Source organism: Rubellimicrobium aerolatum (assembly GCF_017872975.1).
Classification (GTDB): Bacteria; Pseudomonadota; Alphaproteobacteria; order Rhodobacterales; family Rhodobacteraceae; genus Rubellimicrobium; species Rubellimicrobium aerolatum.
Genome location: NZ_JAGGJP010000010.1, coordinates 1 through 16978, shown reverse-complemented (window position 1 = coordinate 16978; position 16978 = coordinate 1). Strand labels below are relative to the sequence as shown.

Here is a 16978-nt window from a genome sequence, read left to right as displayed (position 1 = left end):
GCTTTCCCTTTCGCGGCCGGCCCCTTAAGGTCCGGCCGTTTCCGTCGCGGATGAGCCCCTGCCCATGACCCTTCCCTCCCTCGCCTCGTTCTGGCACGGCGGCCCCCTTGCCGCGATCGAGATGGCGAGCCTGCATTCCTTCGTGGCGCTGGGCCATCCCGTGACGGTCTACAGCCACGCGCCCATCGCGAACCTGCCCGGCGCGGTCGAATGGCGCGACGCCGACGAGATCCTGCCCACCGACAAGGTGGCCGTCCATCGCAAGCACGGCAGCTCGGCGCTGCATTCGAATTTCTTCCGCTACGCGATGTTCCGCAAGACGGAGCACCTGTGGGTGGATCTCGACATCGTGGCCCTCCGGCCCCTGGCCTTCGAGGGCGGGCACGTCTTCGGCTACGAGACGCCGGCCTCGGTGAACGGCGCGGTGCTGCGGCTGCCCAAGGATTCGCCGGCGCTGGAGCTGCTGTCGCGGCTGGGGCCCCACACGCGGGGCGTGGCGCCCCACATCAAGGGGCTGCGGCGGCTGAAATACTGGGTGCGGACCTTCGGGCGCGGCTATCCCATCGACGAATGGGTCTGGGGCAGCGCCGGGCCGCGCGCCCTGACCACCTACCTGACCCAGACCGGAGAGATCCGCCACGCCCGCCCGGTGGAGGCCTTCTATCCCATCGGCGTGAACGAGCATCAGAGGCTTCTGGAGCCGGGCCTGACGCCCGAAAGCTTCGGCCCCGAAACCTACGCGGTCCACCTTTGGGCCAGCCGGCTCCGCAAGACGCTGGCCGAGCGGCACGGCGGCGCGATCCCGCCCGACAGCTTCACCGGCCGGGTGGTGGAGCGGGCGCGGAAGGACGGCTTCGATGCCTGACGGAGGGCCCGTCAATGTCCTGTGCATGAAGTGGGGGCGGCTCTACGGGCCGGAGTATGTGAACGCCCTGCGGCGCGGGGTGGCGCGGCATCTGGCGCGGCCGCATCGGTTCGTGTGCTTCACGGACGACGCGACCGGCCTCGATGCGGAGGTGGAGGCGATGCCGCTGCCCGAGCTGGGGCTGCCGGAGGGACATGGCGACACGCGGTGGCGGAAGCTCGGGCTGTTCCGGCGCGACCTGGGGGGGCTTTCGGGGACGGCGCTGTTCCTCGACCTCGATCTGGTGGTCGTGGGGGGCCTGGATGCCTTCTTCGACCTGCCCGGCGCGTTCCGCATCATCCGCGACGACGACCTGTTCCGGCCGAAGCCCCTGCGGCGGCTGCGGCCGGGGCGGGACCGCTTCCTGCACGCGGTCGGCAACTCGTCGGTGTTCCGCTACGGGATCGGGGCGCATCCGTATGTGCTCGACGACTACCTCGCCGACCCGGAAGGGGCGGTGCGGCGATTCGAGATCTCCCAGCAGTTCCAGAGCGACCGGCTGGCGGCGCATGGGAATCTGGACTACTGGCCGCGCGGCTGGTGCGTGAGCTTCAAGAACGGGTGCGTGCCGCGGGGGGTCGCGAGCTATCTGCGCGATCCGGTGTGCCCGGAGGGCGCGCGGATCGTGGTCTTTGCCGGGAGCCCGAAGATGTCCGAGGTGCTGGCGGGCGGCGGGCATCGGTGGCACCGGCGCATCGGCCGGGTGGATTGGCTGCGCGCGGCCTGGGAGGGCTGATGCTGCAGGCGTGGAAGCACCGCTGGCGCAGCGCCCGCGCGCGGGCCGACATCGCCGCGCGCCTGCGCGAGCCGCCGGAGACGCGGGCGCATGGGCTGCCGTCGCCGCTGGTGGTGTCGCTCACGAGCTTTCCCCGGCGGTTCGGGACGCTCGCGCCGACGATGGGGGCGCTGCTGACGCAGACGGTGCGGCCCGACGCGGTGATCCTGTGGCTGGGCGAGGGGCAGGCGCGGGAACTGCCGGGGGAGGTGCTGGCGCTGCGGGCGCGGGGGCTGACCGTGGCCGAGACGCGGGACCTGCGGTCCTTCACCAAGATCGTGCCGACTCTGGTCGCGCATCCCGAGGCGCACGTGGTCACGGCGGATGACGACGTGTTCTATGGGCGCGACTGGCTGGAGGGGCTGGTCGCGGCGGCGCGGCCCGGCGAGGTCGCGGCCCATCGCGCGCATCGCGTGGGCGTGGCGGACGGCCGCCCCCTGCCCTACGCCGACTGGGACCGGAACCTGCGCGCGCCCGAGCGGGGGCCGCTGGTCTTTCCGACGGGCGTGATGGGGGTGATCTACCCGCCGGGAAGCCTGCACGAGGACGCGACGCGGGCGGAGCTGTTCGGGGAGCTGGCCCCCACGGCGGACGACGTGTGGCTGTGGTGGATGCACCGGATGGCGGGGGCCACGGCCCGCAAGGTCGGGGGCCGCGCGCGGGTGCTGGAATGGCCGGACAGCCAGGCGGTGAACCTGCGGGCGGGCAACACGGCGGGGGCGGGGAACGACCGCGCCGTGGCCGCGATGGTCGCGCGCTACGGGCTGCCGCTCGGGTGAACGGCGTTGTGCGCCGGGATGGGACGGGTAGAACGGGGGAAAGGCCAAGTTCCCCGTGATTCGCCCGACCGAGGTGCCCGATCCATGCTGACCCGCCGCCGTTTCCTTGCCGCCTCGGGGCTGGCCCTCGCCGCCGGGGGGGGCGCCGCGCAGGAGCTGCTTCCCGTCAGCGTCTCGCCTGTCGAGGATCCGGGCCCGCTCCGGCTCGACATCGGGCCGGAGGCGGTCCAGGCCTCGCTGTCGCTGCCGCCGGACATGGAGGGCGACCACGCCATCCCCGAGCGGTTCCGCGCCCGCGTGGTGCAGGTGGCGCCGGGGCTGGTGCCGAACGACATCCATATCGTGCCGCAGAGCTACAACCTGTATTTCATCCTGCCGGGCGACTACGCCATCCGCTACGGCGTCGCGGTGGGGCAGCAGGGCCTCGGCTGGCACGGGCAGGCCGAGATCGGCCGCAAGGTGGAGTGGCCGTCGTGGCGGCCCACAGACGAGATGATCGAGCGGCACCCGGAGCGCTACTCGAAATACGCCGAGGGGATGCCCGGCGGCCCGGACAATCCTCTGGGCGCGCGGGCGCTCTACTTCTTCCAGGGCGAGCGGGACACGCAGATCCGCGTCCACGGCACCACTGACCCGACCTCGATCGGGCACCAGGCGTCGAACGGCTGCTTCCGGATGTACAACAGCCACGTGATCGACCTTTACAACCGCGTGCCGCTGGGCGCGCGGGCCTTCGCCTACTGAGGGTCGCGATTCCGCCACGGTTCTCGGAAAAGATGCGAGCCGCCGGGGCGACCCGGCGGCCTTCGCCGTGTGCCGTGGTAGGCTCCGGGGCGAGCAGAACAAGAGGGACAGGCCCCATGACGACTCGCAGACGCTTCCTCGCCGCGACGGCGGCGAGCCTTCTGGCCGCGCCCGCGCTGGCGGGCGAGGTCGTGCGGATCCCGCGCGACTGGCTGCCGACCGACGTGGAGATCGAGCCGGGCACGCCCGTAGGCCAGATCAGCGTCGATGTGGCGGACACCTGGCTCTACCTGACGGTCGCGGACGGGGTGGCGCGGCGCTACAAGATCGCGGTGGGGGCGCCGGGACGCAACTTCCAGGGCGTGGCCTATGTCGCCCGCAAGGCCGAGTGGCCGGCCTGGAAGCCCACGCCCGAGATGATCGCCATCGAGCCGCACGTCTATGGCAAGTTCCACGCCGGCCTGCCCGGCGGGCATCCGATGAACCCGCTGGGGGCGCGGGCGCTCTACCTGTATCAGGACGGGCGCGACACCTTCTTCCGCATCCACGGCACGCCGCAGCCCTGGACCATGGGGCAGGCCTTCTCCTCGGGCTGCCCGCGCATGATCAACGATCATATCGTCGATCTGTATGAGCGGGTGCCGGTGGGGACCTGGGTGATCTCGGCCTGAGGCCGGTGGGGGGCCCGGCGGCCCCCCGTCCCCGTCAGGCGCGGAGCTTGGCCTTGCGGAGATAGGGCAGGACCGTCTCGAAGCTGCCGAAGCGGGCGGTCGCATCCTCGTTGGACACGGCGACCGGGATGATGACGGCATCGCCGGGCTGCCAGTCGGCGGGGGTCGCCACGCCGTTCCGGGTGGAGGCCTGGAGCGCGTCGAGGGCGCGCAGGATCTCGGTGAAGTTGCGGCCCACGGTCATCGGGTAGGTCATCGAGAGCTTGAGCTTCTTGTCCGGCCCGACGATGAACACCGACCGCACGGTGGCGGTGTCGTTGGGCGTGCGGCCGTCGGGCAGGTAGGCCTCGGCGGGGAGCATGTCGAAGGCCTTGGAGATGCTCAGGTCCTTGTCGGCGGCGATGGGGAAGGTGGGTTCCGCGTTGCCGGCGAGGAGGATGTCGCTTTTCCAGCGGACGTGATCCTCGACGCCATCGACGGAGACGCCCAGCACCTTGACGCCGCGCTTCCTCCATTCCTCGTCGAGCCGGGCGACGGCCCCGAACTCGGTGGTGCAGACGGGGGTGAAGTCCTTGGGGTGGCTGAAGATCACCGCCCAGGAATCGCCCACCCAGTCGTGGAGGTGGATGGGGCCCTGATCGGTTTCGACCGTCAGGTTCGGGATGGTGTCGTTGATGCGCAGGCCCATGTCGTGGCTCCCCAAGGTCAGGACGCGGCCCGGACTTGGCCGGGCGCGGGTCGGGCCAATATAGTCGTGAGGCGTGAAGCGCGCCACGGGGGCCGGGAGAATAGAATGATCGAAAAGCGGCGGTTCTACATGAACGGCTCTTGGATCGGGTCGCTGGATGGGCGGGATCATGTCGTCATCGACCCCTCGACCGAGGAGGAGGCGGTGGCGATCACGCTGGCCGGGCCGCGGGACGTGGATGCGGCCGTAGCCGCCGCGAAGGCCGCCCTGCCCGGATGGGCCGTGGCCGACCCGCGCGAGCGGCGGGCGCTGGTGGAGCGGGTGCTGGAGCAATACCGGCGGCGCGAGCGGGATCTCGCGGAGGCGATCTCCCTGGAGATGGGGGCACCCATCGACTTCGCATTGGCCGAGCAGGCGCCGAGCTTCTCGTGGCACGCGGAGAACTTCCTGACAGCCTTCGACGGGATCGAGTGGTTGCGTCCGTTGGGCACCGCGAAGGGGAGCATGATCGCGCTGGAGCCGGTGGGCGTCGTGGGCTTGATCACGCCGTGGAACTGGCCGGCGAACCAGATCGCGCTGAAGGTGGTGCCGGCGCTGCTGGCGGGCTGCGCGATGGTGCTGAAGCCGTCGGAGCAGGCGCCGCTGTCGGCCTGCGTGGTGGCCGAGATGCTGCACGACGCGGGCTGCCCGCCGGGGGTGTTCAACCTGATCCAAGGGGACGGGGCCGGGGCGGGGACGCGGCTGTCGTCGCACCCGGAGGTGGAGATGATCTCGTTCACCGGGTCCACGCGGGCGGGGCGGGCGATCACGGTGGCGGCGGCGGACACGTTCAAGCGCGTGACGCTGGAGCTGGGCGGCAAGGGCGCGAACCTCGTCTTCGCGGATGCGGACGAGAGGGCGGTCGAGCGCGGCGTGCGGCACGTCATGGAGAACAGCGGCCAGAGCTGCAACGCGCCGACGCGGATGCTGGTGGAGCGGCCGATCTATGAGCGGGCGGTCGAGACGGCGCGCGCCGTGGCCGAGGCGACGAAGGTCGCTCCGGCGGACGAGGCGGGCGACCACATCGGCCCCGTGGTGAACGCCCGGCAGTGGGAGCACGTGCAGGGGCTGATCCAGAAGGGCATCGAGGAGGGCGCGCGGCTGGTCGCGGGCGGCCCGGGGCGGCCCGAGCACCTGAACCGGGGGTTCTTCGTGCGGCCAACGGTCTTCGCCGACGTGCGGCCCGGGATGGCCGTGGAGAGGACGGAGATCTTCGGCCCCGTGCTGTCGATGATGCCCTTCGACACCGAGGAGGAGGCGCTGCGGATCGCCAACGACACCGACTACGGGCTGACGAACTATGTCCAGACCGCCGACGAGGGGCGGCGGCACCGGCTGGCGCAGGGGCTGAAGTCGGGGATGGTGGAGATGAACGGCAAGTTGCGTGGGCGCGGCGCGCCGTTCGGGGGGACCAAGGCGAGCGGTCGGGCGCGCGAGGGGGGCCTCTGGGGAATCGAGGAGTTCCTGGAGGTGAAGTCGATTTCCGGCTGGTGAGGCGCGGCGGCGCACAGGGTCGGCGCGCGGGGCCTGCGGTCCCGCACAGACTCCGTTCGGTGGCGGGGAATTGGGTCCCCTGCCCCGCTGCGCCTATCTGTCCGCCATCAGATCGCGGAGGATGCGATGACGGACAGGATCAACGGGCTGCACCACGTCACCATGATGGCGTCGAGCGCGCGGGCCAACAACGCCTTCTACACGCAAGCGCTGGGCCTGCGGCGGGTGAAGACCACGGTGAACTTCGACGCGCCGGACGTGTATCACTTGTATTTCGGCGACGAGCTGGGGCGCCCCGGCACGGTGATGACCTCGTTCCCCTTCCCCCGCGCGGCGCGCGGGCGCCGTGGCGCGGGCGAGGCCACGACCACCGCCTTCGCCGTGCCGGAGGGAAGCCTGGACACCTGGGCGGCGCGGCTGGCCCTGCTGGGGCCGACCCGGCGCGAGACGTTCCTTGGCGAGGAGCGGCTGCTGGCCGAGGGGCCGGACGGCGAGGGGCTGGCGCTGGTCGAGGTGGCGGGCGACGCGCGGACGCCCTGGACCGGCGGCGGCGTCGGGGCCGACATGGGCATCCGGGGCTTCCACTCGGTCACGCTCACCCTGCGGGACGCGCGGGCCACGGCCGACCTCCTGCGACTGATGGGCTACGCGGAGGCGGGCCGCGAAGGGTCGGTGACGCGGATGCGCCTGCCGCGCGGCAATGGCGCGGAGATCGTGGACCTGCGCGAGGACGCCTCGGCCCCGCCCGCACGGCAGAGCGCGGGGTCGGTGCATCACGTCGCCTTCTCGGTCGCCGATAAGGCGGCGCAGGCCGAGGTCCGGCGCGAGCTGGCCGAGGCGGGGGTCCAGGCGACGCCCTCCATCGACCGGGATTACTTCTGGGCGATCTACTTCCGCACGCCGGGCGGGGTGCTGTTCGAGGTGGCGACGGACGAGCCGGGCTTCACGCGGGACGAGGAGGCGGGGGCGCTGGGGACGGCGCTGAAGCTGCCCCGCCAGCACGCCCACCTGCGTGAGGCGCTGGCGCGGCAGTTGGAGCCGCTGGAGGGGCTGGCGTGATCGCGGCGCGGACCGCAGGGGCGGCGGGAGCGTCTCTCCTCCTGACGTTCCACGGCACCGGCGGGCACGAGCGGCAGCTTCATGAGGCGGGCGAGCGGCTGATGCCGGGGGCACATGTCGTCTCGCCGCGCGGCGAGGTGAGCGAGGGCGGCGCGCTTCGCTTCTTCCGGCGAACCGGCGAGGGGGTCTACGACATGGAGGACCTCGGCCGCCGGACGGAGGCGATGGCCGGGTTCGTGGCGGAGGAGGTCGCGCGGACGGGGGCGACGCGGGTCGCGGGCCTGGGCTACTCCAACGGCGCGAACATCCTGGCCTCGGTGCTGATGGCGCGGCCCGATCTGTTCACGGATGCGGTGCTGCTGCATCCGCTGATCCCCTTCGCGCCGCCCGACGCGCAGGGGCTGGCGGGGCGGCGCGTGCTCATCACCGCCGGGCAGCGCGACCCGATCTGCCCCGCGCCGCTGACGCAGCGGCTGGCGGACTGGCTGGAGGCGCAGGGCGCGCGGGTCACGCTCCACTGGCACGGCGGCGGGCACGAGATCGCGCCGTCGGAGTGGGAAGCGGCGCGGGGCTTCCTCGGCTAGAGGATCACCCGAGGCTCGGGGAGGCCGCGCAACCCGGTCTCGACCGCGAAGGTGCGGCCCGTCTCGGGCATCTGGGCGAGCCTCGCCTGCGGGATGCCTGCGGCGGCGGAGGTGACGAACAGCGTGGACAGCCCCTCGCCGCCGAAGGCGGGACAGGTGCTCTGGGTGGCGGGGACCGCGAACTCGCCCACCGGGCGACCGTCGCGGCCGTAGCCCGCGACCTTGCCCGAGCCCCAGAAGGCGATCCAGACGGTGCCGTCGGCGTCGAAAACCGCGCCGTCGGGGTGGAGGTCGGTGCCCTTGAAGTCGAGGAACACCGCGCGCTCGCCGGTGGGTGCGCCGTCCTTGTCCGAGAGCGGCTGGCGCCAGACGGTCTGGAGGTCGGTGTCGGCGTAGACGGCGTGGGTGCCCTCGGGGTCGAAGCAGATGGCGTTGGGGATCGTCACCTCGGGCACGAGGCGGCGCATCTCTCCCCGGTAATAGCGCCAGATCGCGCCCGCCTTCTTCTCGGTCCGCAGGCCCATGGTGCTGATCCAGAACCCGCCCCAGGGATCGGCGCGGCCGTCGTTGGAGCGGACGGCGGGGTTGGCCTCGTCGAGGCCGGCGACCGTCTCGCCGCGTCCTGTGGTCAGGTCGAAGCGGAGGAGCGCGCCCTTCTGCGCCAGCAGGATCGTGTCGCGGTCGATCCAGCCAGCGGCGGAGGAGAGCTCGGTCAGGCGGTGGCGCTGGCCGTTCACGAACAGCGTCCGGCCGAGGATGTCGAACCACAGGAGCTCCGCCCGCTCGGGGTGCCAGAGCGGGCCTTCGCCAAGGAGGCAGATGGTCTGGTCGTGGACCCGTGCGGTTGTCATGCGGCCTCCCTCGCGGCGTCAAAGGCCGCGACGATGTTCTGTGCCCTTTGGCGCACCTCCTCGACCGAGAGGCCGGGCGCGTAGAGCGCCGTGCCGATCCCGAAGCCGTCGGCGCTGGCCCTGATCCAGGCAGCGAAGTTGTCGGCGCTGGCCCCGCCGACGCCGTAGACCAGCGTCCCCTTGGGCAGCACCGCGCGGATCGCCTTGAGCCCCTCGGGGCCGAGCAGGCTGCCGGGGAAGATCTTGAGGCCCGTCGCCCCGGCCTTGAGCGCGGCGAAGCACTCGGTCGGCGTCATCACGCCGGGCCAGCTTTCCATGCCGGCGGCGACAGTGGCGCGGATCACGTCGGGGTCGCAGTTGGGCGAGACGACGATCTGCCCCCCGACCTCTTTGACATAACTCACGTCCTCAGTCGTGAGAACGGTGCCAGCGCCGATCCTGGCGCGGTCGCCCAAGGCGCGGACCATGCTCCCGATGGAAACGAAGGGGTCGGGGGAGTTCAGCGGCACCTCGATGGTGGTGATGCCGGACTCCACCAGCGCCTCGGCGACGGGGACGGCCTCGGGCGGGGCGATGCCGCGCAGGATGGCGATGATGGGGCGGGTCATTGGCTGCGTCTCCAGGCTTCGGTGAGGCCGGCGAGCGTGGCCTCGGTGGCGTCGGCCTCCTCGGGCGCGACACCCTGGGAGGTGAGGGCCGCGCGCCAGGGAGTCATGAGGTCACCCGCGCCGAGGAGGGCGACGCGCGCGCCCAGCCACCAGCCCCGCGCCCCGGCGAGGTCGGTGCCGATGAGCAGGCCCGAGAGGCGGGCGCGGGCCTTGGCGGGCGTGAGACCGCTCAGGAGCGACTCGGCGCGCAGCGCGAACAGGCGGTTCATCAGCGCCTCGGGCCGGGCGAGGCCCTCGGCCACCCCCGCCAGGAAGGCGTCGTCGTCCCAGGCGTCAGTGGCGACGCTGTGGCGCAGGACGGTGTGACCCGACAGCGCGGCGAAGGCCTCGCCGGTGAGCGAGGTGCGGAAGGCCACCACCTCTCCGGCGCTGACACTGATCCATTTGGGATGCGTGCCGGGGAGGAGGAGCACGCCGTCCCAGCCGGGGTTCCGGGCGAGGAAGCCCGCGACCTTGGTCTCCTCGCCGCGCATGACGTCGGCGGGGTCGGACTGCGCGAGGCCGGGGATGATGCCGAAGGACAGGCCCGGAGTCGTGGTGGGCGCCAGGGTCAGCCCGACAGGGAGCGGGTGGCCCGGCACGGAAGCGTAGGGCGCCTCGACCCAGCCCTGCCGCGCGCCGACCATGCCGCAGGCGACGACGCGGATCGGCCCATCCATCCAGCCGCCAATCAGGTCCAGCAGCGCGGGCTCGTAGTCGGGGGGCGAGAGCTTGCCCATGCCCTTGTCCGAGGTGGCCTCGGCCAGCGCCTCGCCGCCTGCGGTCATGGCCCAGGCGCGGACGTTCGAGGTGCCCCAATCCACCGCGATCCAATCGGGCGTCCTGTCCATCGCGCCTTGGCCTTTCTTTGGCTCCAAATATCCCGCGGGGGTTCGGGGGCGCGAAGCCCCCGGTCCGCCCTCCGCGTCGGGCGCACACTGTGGGCGAGGGGAGCGGAAAGGCAAGACCCCGACCATCAGCCGACGTGATGCCGGGCGTCACCGCGCCTGCGGTTGACAGCGACCCGCTCCGGTAGCAGGGAAACCGGATGACCCAGCGTTCACCGATCCTGACCCCCGTCCTCCTCGCCGGCAGCCTCGTGGTTCTGGTGGGCTTCGCGATCCGTGCCTCGTTCGGGGTGTTCCAGCTTCCCATCGCCGAGGAGTTCGGCTGGCCGCGGGCCGAGTTCAGCCTCGCCATCGCCATCCAGAACCTCGCCTGGGGATTCGGCCAGCCGCTCTTCGGCGCGGTGGCCGAGAAGATCGGGGATCGCAAGGCGGTGATCCTGGGGGCGATCTGCTATGCGCTGGGCCTCGTGCTGTCAGCGGGGGCGACGCTGCCGATCCAGCACCAGCTTTACGAGGTGCTGGTGGGGCTCGGGATCGCCGGGACAGGATTCGGCGTGGTGCTCGCGGTGGTGGGGCGGGCGTCGAGCGCCGAGAACCGTTCGATGTCGCTGGCCATCGTCACGGCGGCGGGCTCGGCCGGGCAGGTGCTCGGGCCGCCGCTGGCCGAGGGGCTGCTGGCCGTCATGCCGTGGCAGGGGGTGTTCCTCGCCTTCGCGGCGCTGATCCTGGCGGTGCTGGCGGTGCTGCCCTGGATGCGCTCCCCTGCCCCGGCCTCGAAGGCCGAGTTGCAGGTAAGCATGGGCGCGGCGGTGCTGGGGGCCTTGCGCGACCCGTCCTTCGCGCTGATCTTCCTGGGCTTCTTCTCCTGCGGCTATCAGCTCGCCTTCGTCACCGCCCATTTCCCGGCCTTCATCGCCGAGGTCTGCGGGCCGATCCTGCCGGGCGGCGTGCTGCATTCGATGGGGATCACGACGACCAGCGCGCTGGGCGCGGTGGCGATCTCGGTCATCGGGATCGGCAACATCGCCGGCACGCTGGCGGCAGGCTGGCTCGGCAAGCGGTATACGAAGAAATACCTGCTGGCCGGGGTCTACACGGGGCGGACGCTGGTGGCGGCGTGGTTCATCCTGACGCCGATGACGCCGACGACCGTGCTGGCGTTCTCGGCAGTGATGGGGTCGCTGTGGCTCGCCACGGTGCCGCTGACCTCGGGGCTGGTCGCGCATCTATATGGGCTGCGCTACATGGGGACGCTGTATGGCATCGTGTTCCTGAGCCATCAGCTTGGGGCCTTCATGGGCGTCTGGCTAGGCGGGCGGCTGTATGACGCCTTCGGCAGCTACGACGCCGTGTGGTGGATCGGCGTCGGCGTGGGGGCCTTCAGCGCGGTGGTCCACCTGCCGATCCGCGAGGTCGCGCGGCCGGTGGCGGCGGTTCCGGCCTAGGCCCGCGCGGCCCGCCACGCCTCCAGGATGTGGCGGCTCACCATCAGGTCGAGATGCGCGCCGCCGCCGTTCTTGAACAGCGTAATCTCGTCCGGCGCTTTGCGTCGCATCCGGTCCATCTCGTAGAAGTCGGCGACTATGGCCTCTGGCCCCAAGACGCTGGCGGCGGTGGGGAGGGATATCTCCCCCGTCTCGCCGACGGTCTTGCGGGAGTCGCAGAAGATGCGGGCGCGGCGGAGCGCGGCGTCGTCGGCCTCGCGCATGTCGGGGCGGTAGGCGCCGATCAGGTCGAGATGCTGGCCGGGGCGCAGCCAGTCGCCCCGGATCAGCGGCGCGGTGGACATGGTGGCGGAGGTCACGATGTCGGCCGCGCGCACCGCCTCCGCGAGGTCGGGGGCGACCGTCACGCCCGGACGAGCGGCGGCGAGGCGCTCGGCCCCGGCGGGGGTGCGGTTCCAGACGGCGACGCGAGCCTCGGGGAAGCCCGCGCGGTAGGCGTCGATCAGCGTCCCCGCTACCGTGCCCGCGCCGACGATCAGGATGGAACCTGCATCGGACCGTGCGAGGCGGAGCGCGCCGAGTAGCGAGTCGGCGGCGGTCTTCCATTTGGTGACGAGGTGGAAATCGATGACGGCCTCCAGCGTACCGTCCTCGTCGGAGAGGAGGTTGACGACGCCGTTGATCGTCGGCTTGCCCTGCGCGGCATTGCCGGGGAACACCGTCGCGGGCTTAACGGCGAGGCCCAGCCCGTCGATCCAAGCCGTGCGGTTGAGGAGCGTGTCGGGGCCGCGCCGCAGGATCACGTCCTCGATCCGGGGCCGTCCCAGCCGGTGCCCGGCCTCTATGGCGCGGGCGACGGACAGCCAGTCGAGGACGGCCTCACCGTCCGCGAAGCCGATGACGTCGAAGCTCATGCGGCCTCCAAGGCGGTCAGCAGCCCTTCGTCCACCAAGCGGTCGGCGAAGGCGTCGGAGCCGTCGAACAGGTGGGTGCGCCAGCCGCGCGCGGCGGCGGTCGCGATGTTGTCGGCGCGATCGTCGGTGAACAGGAGCGCATCCCCGGACAGGCCGCTCTCCCGCTCCAGCGTCTCATAGATCGCCGGGGCGGGCTTGGCCTGCCGCAGGTGGCCCGAGACGAAGGCGCGGTCGAACTCCGCGAGGAAGGGGTAATGGCGTAGCGCCTCGGCGAAGGTCTCCACGCCGAAGTTGCTGAGGGCGAGGACGGGGACGCCCTTGGACCGGAGCGCCCGGAGGAGCCGGACGGAGCGGGGGATCTCGGGGCTCGCCATCTCGATCCAGCGGTGGTGCCAGTGGGAGATTTCCGACGCCCATTCGGGATGCTCGCGCGCCAGCGCCGACACCTCGTCCTCCCAGGCCGAGCCGAGATCCACGCGGTCGTTCATGGCGTGGACCGCCACCACCTCGAAGAAGGCGCGGCGGCGCGGCTCGCCCAGTTCGCGGTCGTAGAACCGCTCGGGGTTCCATTCGATCAGGACGTTGCCGATGTCGAAGACGACGGCCTCGGGCCTTGTCATGCGTGTTCCTCCTGGTCCGCCGGGCGCATAGAGCCCCGGCCCGGGAGGGAGCGCAATCCCCGGCCTCAGCGCCCCCGCAGCGCGCGGTCGAGCGCGTCGAGGAAGCGCGAGCGGTCGGCCTGGGAGAAGGCCCTTCCGCCGCCCTGCCGGAACGGGTCGGCCGCGCGCAGGTCGGCGGCGAGGTCGCGGGCGGCCAGCGCCGGGCCGATGTTGCGGGCGGTCAGCGCCTCGCCGTTGGGCTTGACCACCTGCCCGCCCCCTTCGACCACCCGGGCGGCGAGGGGAAGGTCCGTCGTCACCGCCACGTCGCCGGGCTGGACCCGTTCGGCGATCCACTGGTCGGCCACGTCCGGGCCTTCGGGCACCACGACGACCTCGGCCCCCGGAAAGGCCGAGGGGCGGATGCCGCCGTTCGAGACCATGACCACCTTCGCCCCGTGGCGGAGGCCGACGCGCAGCGCCTCGGCCTTGACCGGGCAGGCGTCGGCGTCGATGAACAGCGTCGGCATCACCCGGCCCCGATCAGCGCGCCGGCCGCGAAGACCAGCGCGCCGCCCAGCACCACCTGGAAGGTCGCGCGCAGGAAGGGTGTCTGCATGTAACGGTTCTGGATCCAGACGATGGCCCAGAGCTCGACGAAGACCACGAGGATGGCGATGGTCGTCGCCGTCCAGAAGTCGGGGATCAGGTAGGGCAGCGCGTGGCCCATCCCGCCCAGCGTCGTCATCACGCCGGTGGAGAGCCCCCGCTTCCACGCCGAGCCGCGTCCCGAGATCACGCCGTCGTCGGACGCGACCTCGGTGAAGCCCATGGAGATGCCCGCGCCGATGGAGGCGGCGGCCCCCACGAGGAAGGTCGTCCAGGGGTCGCGCGTGGCGAAGGCGGTGGCGAAGATCGGCGCGAGGGTGGACACCGAGCCGTCCATGAGACCGGCGAGCCCCGGCTGCACCCAGGTCAGCACGAAGCGGCGATGCGCGCCCTCGTCCTCGGACTCGCGGGCCTGCTGCGTCAGGTGCTCCTCGGCCAGGGCGTCGGCGCGCTGGACGTGCCCCGCCTCGGCGGCGGCGAGGCTGCCCAGGAGGTCACGGGTGCGCGCGTCCGTGACTCGCCGGGCCGCGGCGGCGTAGAAGCTGCCCGCCGACTCCTCCATCCGGTGCACGATGGCGCGGATGCGGTCCAGCCCGAGGTCGGGGTCGAGCCATACCGGCTCGCGCGCGTAGGAGCCCGCGACGTGCTCGCGCCGGATCAGCGGAATCACCTCGCCGAAGCGGGCGCGATGGAGCTCGATCAGGCGGCGGCGGTGGCCGTCCTCCTCGGCCGCCATGCCGTCGAAGACCGCCGCCGAGGCGGGGTAGTCGTCCCGCAGGCGCTCCGCGAAGCTGCGGTAGATGCGGGCGTCGTCCTCCTCGTTGGAGATGGCGAGGGCGAGGACCTCCTGCTCGGACAGGTCGCGGAAGTGACGGCGGGACGAGAAGCGGCTCAGCATGGAGGCTATCTTAGAAGCGTTCTAAGATCAGGCAAGCCTCAGTCGATGCGTCGGATGAGGAGCTGGTTGGCCGCGCCGCGCTTCGTCTCGAAGATCTTGAGGTCCTGCACGAGGTCCGAGAGCTTCTTGCGTCCATAGGTGCGGGTGTCGAAGTCCGGGTTCGCCGCCGTGATGAACTGACCGAGGGGCCCGAGGGCGAACCACTCCTCCTCCTGGTCGATGGCGTCCATGGCGCGCAGGATGATGTCGCGCGCCTCGGTCAGTGGTGCTTTGGGCCGCGCGGAAGGGGGGGCTTCGGGCTTCTCCTCGGGAACCGGCTTCTCGCCGGGAGGCGTAGGCTTGGGGCTGACGGGGCCGCCTAGGTTCTCGATGAAGATGAAGCGCTTGCAGACACGGCGGAAGGCTTCGGGCGTCTTCTGCTGGCCTATGCCGTAGACATCGAGCCCCTGCTCGCGGATGCGGGAGGCGAGCCGCGTGAAGTCGCTGTCGGACGACACCAGCACGAAGGCGTCGAAGCGGCCCGTGTGCATCAGGTCCATCGCGTCGATGACAAGGCTGATGTCCGAGGAGTTCTTGCCCACCGTGTAGGCGGGGGAGTGAAGCGGCACGAGTCCGTGCTCGGACTGGACCTTGTTCCAGCCGGACATCTGCTGCGAGGAGAAGTCGCCGTAGCAGCGGCGCACGCTGGCCTCGCCGATGGCGGCGATCTCCTCGAAGATGGCGCCGGCGTAGCGGGGCGAGGTGTTGTCGGCGTCGATGAGGACGGCGAGCAGCGGGCGGTCGTGGTCGGGCATGGGCGCCTCCTGAAGTCGCGGGCACAGTGCCCCAGGCGGGCGGCGGGGGGAACCCTCGCCGGGAGCGGAGCCCACGCTAGCCTTGCAGGGAAACCCGGAAGCGGAGGAGCGGTTGCAGGGCTTCGACAGGTTGCAGGCGTCGCTGAACCGCGCGGTGGCGCTGAACCGCCCCGGCCAGACCTGGCCGCACGTCGTCGTGGTGCTGCCGTCGCTGTCGCTGGGAGAGGCGGTGCTGGCCCATTACGGCCCGCGCCTGCCGGCGCTGGAACACCGCTACCTCGCGGCGTTCTTTCTGCTCCACCGCATCCCGAACGCCGAGATGATCTTCGTCGGCACCCTCGCCCCCGCGCCCGAGGTGCTGGACTACTGCGCCTCCCTCCTGCCCGAAGGGAGCGACGCGCGGGCGCGGTTCCACTGCGTCGCCTTGGGCGATACCTCCCTGCGCGGCGTGGCCGAGAAGCTGCTCGACCGACCCGACCTGATCGCCACCATCCGCGACCGGATCGGCGGACGGCCCGCCTTCCTGGAGCCCTGGAACGTCACCGAAGCCGAGGCGCGACTGGCGCTGGAGCTGGGCGTGCCAGTGAACGGCTCGGCTCCGGCGCTCTGGCCGCTGGGATTCAAGGGAGCCGGGCGGCGGCTCCTGCGCGAGGCCGGGGTGCCGCTGCCCGCCGGGCGGGAGGGACTGATCGGCGTGGAGGACACGCTCGACGCCATTCGGGCGCTGCGGGCCGAGGACCCGGCCCTCGTCCGCGTGATCGTCAAGCACGACGACAGCGCGGCGGGAGACGGGAACCGGGTCGTGGACCTGTCGGACGATCCCGATGAGGCGGCGCTACGCGACCGGCTCGGCGCTTTCGGCCCCGCCTACTGGGAGGAGATGGCCAAGGGCGGCGTGGTCGAGGAGATGGTCGCAGGCGACCGCTTCACGTCTCCCTCAGTGCAGGTGGACATCCTTCCCGACGGCACGGTCGAGGTGCTTGCGACGCACGAGCAGGTGCTGGGCGGCGAGGACGGGCAGGTCTATGTGGGCTGCCGCTTCCCGGCCGAGCCGGCCTACGCGCCCGAGTTGGCAGATCACGGCCGCCGCGTGGGTGAGGCGCTGGCGAAGGCGGGAGCCCTGGGACGCTTCGCGCTCGACTTCGCGGCGGTCGGGACCCGGGGCGCTTGGCGGGTCGTGGCGCTGGAGATCAACCTGCGGAAGGGCGGGACGACGCATCCCTACGCGTGCCTGCGAAACCTCGCGCCGGGCCGCTACGACGCCGAGGCGGGGGTCTGGCGGGCCGATTCGGGGGGCGTCCGCGCCTATGTCGCGAACGACAACCTTGTGGACCCGGCTTGGGTCGGCCGCCCGCCGTCCGAGGTCATCGGACGGGTGCGCGCGGCCGGGCTCCAGTTCGACCCGGCGCAGGGGACGGGGGTCGTGCTGCTCATGCTGTCGGGCCTGTCCATCGACGGCCGCTTCGCCGCCGTGGCGATCGGGCGCGACGGAACCGAGGCGCAGGCGCTGATGGACGCCCTGCCCCCGGCCCTTGGGGCTTAATACACCACGACGCTGCGTATGCTTTCGCCTCGTTTCATCAGTTCGAATCCGTCGTTGATCCTGTCCAGCGGCAGGGTGTGGGTGATCATGGGG

19 protein-coding genes are annotated in these 16978 nt (G+C 71.8%); 10 read left to right on the top strand and 9 right to left on the bottom strand.

The window, feature by feature from the left end:
- The first annotated feature begins 64 nt into the window (after positions 1–64).
- The 5 genes from J2Z33_RS11885 (at position 65) to J2Z33_RS11865 (ending at position 3873) form a co-directional block, all read left to right on the top strand.
- Positions 65–865: a hypothetical protein gene (locus J2Z33_RS11885; protein ID WP_209841267.1), complete on the top strand. Its 801-nt coding sequence runs from the start codon at positions 65–67 to the stop codon at positions 863–865.
- On the top strand, positions 858–1640 hold the full coding sequence (locus J2Z33_RS11880; protein ID WP_209841263.1) for a hypothetical protein: 783 nt from the start codon (positions 858–860) through the stop codon (positions 1638–1640). The genes J2Z33_RS11885 and J2Z33_RS11880 overlap by 8 nt, the downstream gene beginning before the upstream one ends.
- Positions 1640–2458 (top strand): glycosyltransferase family 2 protein, encoded by an 819-nt coding sequence (locus J2Z33_RS11875; RefSeq protein WP_209841261.1) that lies wholly within the window; start codon positions 1640–1642, stop codon positions 2456–2458. Before J2Z33_RS11880 ends, J2Z33_RS11875 begins: the two co-directional genes overlap by 1 nt.
- 84 nt (positions 2459–2542) lie before the next feature.
- A complete protein-coding gene (locus J2Z33_RS11870; RefSeq protein ID WP_209841258.1) occupies positions 2543–3202 on the top strand; it encodes a L,D-transpeptidase in 660 nt (219 codons plus the stop codon).
- Between the two features lie 116 nt (positions 3203–3318).
- Positions 3319–3873 carry a L,D-transpeptidase gene (locus J2Z33_RS11865; RefSeq protein WP_209841256.1) on the top strand — a complete coding sequence of 185 codons (555 nt, stop codon included), beginning with the start codon at positions 3319–3321 and terminating at the stop codon, positions 3871–3873.
- Between the two features lie 34 nt (positions 3874–3907).
- Here the strand turns inward: J2Z33_RS11865 and J2Z33_RS11860 are convergent, their stop codons facing one another.
- Positions 3908–4561, bottom strand: a complete 654-nt coding sequence (locus tag J2Z33_RS11860) for a peroxiredoxin (protein ID WP_209841253.1) — start codon at positions 4559–4561, stop codon at positions 3908–3910.
- A 105-nt stretch (positions 4562–4666) separates the two neighbouring features.
- Between J2Z33_RS11860 and J2Z33_RS11855 the strand changes: the two genes are divergently transcribed.
- The 3 genes from J2Z33_RS11855 (at position 4667) to J2Z33_RS11845 (ending at position 7737) form a co-directional block, all read left to right on the top strand.
- The gene (locus J2Z33_RS11855) at positions 4667–6094 is read left to right on the top strand and encodes an aldehyde dehydrogenase family protein (protein ID WP_209841250.1); all 1428 of its coding nucleotides are present in this window, start codon (positions 4667–4669) and stop codon (positions 6092–6094) included.
- A 126-nt stretch (positions 6095–6220) separates the two neighbouring features.
- A complete protein-coding gene (locus tag J2Z33_RS11850; RefSeq protein WP_209841247.1) occupies positions 6221–7153 on the top strand; it encodes a VOC family protein in 933 nt (310 codons plus the stop codon).
- The gene (locus tag J2Z33_RS11845) at positions 7150–7737 is read left to right on the top strand and encodes an alpha/beta hydrolase (RefSeq protein ID WP_209841244.1); all 588 of its coding nucleotides are present in this window, start codon (positions 7150–7152) and stop codon (positions 7735–7737) included. Before J2Z33_RS11850 ends, J2Z33_RS11845 begins: the two co-directional genes overlap by 4 nt.
- Here J2Z33_RS11845 and J2Z33_RS11840 read toward each other — a convergent pair.
- Genes J2Z33_RS11840 through J2Z33_RS11830 form a run of 3 tightly spaced genes read right to left on the bottom strand, consistent with a single transcriptional unit; the run spans position 7734 to position 10086 of the window.
- A complete protein-coding gene (locus J2Z33_RS11840) occupies positions 7734–8588 on the bottom strand; it encodes an SMP-30/gluconolactonase/LRE family protein (RefSeq protein ID WP_209841242.1) in 855 nt (284 codons plus the stop codon). The genes J2Z33_RS11845 and J2Z33_RS11840 overlap by 4 nt on opposite strands.
- Entirely contained in the window at positions 8585–9196 is a 612-nt protein-coding gene (locus J2Z33_RS11835; RefSeq protein WP_209841239.1) for a 2-dehydro-3-deoxy-6-phosphogalactonate aldolase, read from the bottom strand. The genes J2Z33_RS11840 and J2Z33_RS11835 overlap by 4 nt, the downstream gene beginning before the upstream one ends.
- Positions 9193–10086: a 2-dehydro-3-deoxygalactonokinase gene (locus J2Z33_RS11830; protein WP_209841236.1), complete on the bottom strand. Its 894-nt coding sequence runs from the start codon at positions 10084–10086 to the stop codon at positions 9193–9195. Before J2Z33_RS11830 ends, J2Z33_RS11835 begins: the two co-directional genes overlap by 4 nt.
- 197 nt (positions 10087–10283) lie before the next feature.
- Between J2Z33_RS11830 and J2Z33_RS11825 the strand changes: the two genes are divergently transcribed.
- The gene (locus tag J2Z33_RS11825) at positions 10284–11528 is read left to right on the top strand and encodes an MFS transporter (RefSeq protein WP_209841233.1); all 1245 of its coding nucleotides are present in this window, start codon (positions 10284–10286) and stop codon (positions 11526–11528) included.
- Here the strand turns inward: J2Z33_RS11825 and J2Z33_RS11820 are convergent.
- The 5 genes from J2Z33_RS11820 to J2Z33_RS11800 all read right to left on the bottom strand — a co-directional run bounded on the left by J2Z33_RS11820 (position 11525) and on the right by J2Z33_RS11800 (position 15342).
- Complete coding sequence (locus tag J2Z33_RS11820; protein ID WP_209841231.1) at positions 11525–12442, bottom strand: ornithine cyclodeaminase family protein; 918 nt, start codon at positions 12440–12442, stop codon at positions 11525–11527. The genes J2Z33_RS11825 and J2Z33_RS11820 overlap by 4 nt on opposite strands.
- Positions 12439–13062 carry an HAD family hydrolase gene (locus J2Z33_RS11815; RefSeq protein WP_209841228.1) on the bottom strand — a complete coding sequence of 208 codons (624 nt, stop codon included), beginning with the start codon at positions 13060–13062 and terminating at the stop codon, positions 12439–12441. The genes J2Z33_RS11820 and J2Z33_RS11815 overlap by 4 nt, the downstream gene beginning before the upstream one ends.
- A gap of 65 nt (positions 13063–13127) precedes the next feature.
- Complete coding sequence (locus J2Z33_RS11810) at positions 13128–13571, bottom strand: YaiI/YqxD family protein (RefSeq protein ID WP_209841225.1); 444 nt, start codon at positions 13569–13571, stop codon at positions 13128–13130.
- Positions 13571–14548 (bottom strand): iron exporter MbfA, encoded by a 978-nt coding sequence (gene mbfA / locus J2Z33_RS11805; RefSeq protein WP_209841222.1) that lies wholly within the window; start codon positions 14546–14548, stop codon positions 13571–13573. The genes J2Z33_RS11810 and mbfA overlap by 1 nt, the downstream gene beginning before the upstream one ends.
- 38 nt (positions 14549–14586) lie before the next feature.
- Positions 14587–15342, bottom strand: coding sequence for an NYN domain-containing protein (locus J2Z33_RS11800; protein WP_209841218.1), 756 nt, complete (start codon positions 15340–15342; stop codon positions 14587–14589).
- Between the two features lie 82 nt (positions 15343–15424).
- On the opposite strand from J2Z33_RS11800, the gene J2Z33_RS11795 reads away from it, so the two are divergent.
- The gene (locus tag J2Z33_RS11795; RefSeq protein WP_209841215.1) at positions 15425–16885 is read left to right on the top strand and encodes a peptide ligase PGM1-related protein; all 1461 of its coding nucleotides are present in this window, start codon (positions 15425–15427) and stop codon (positions 16883–16885) included.
- Positions 16886–16978 lie beyond the last annotated feature (93 nt).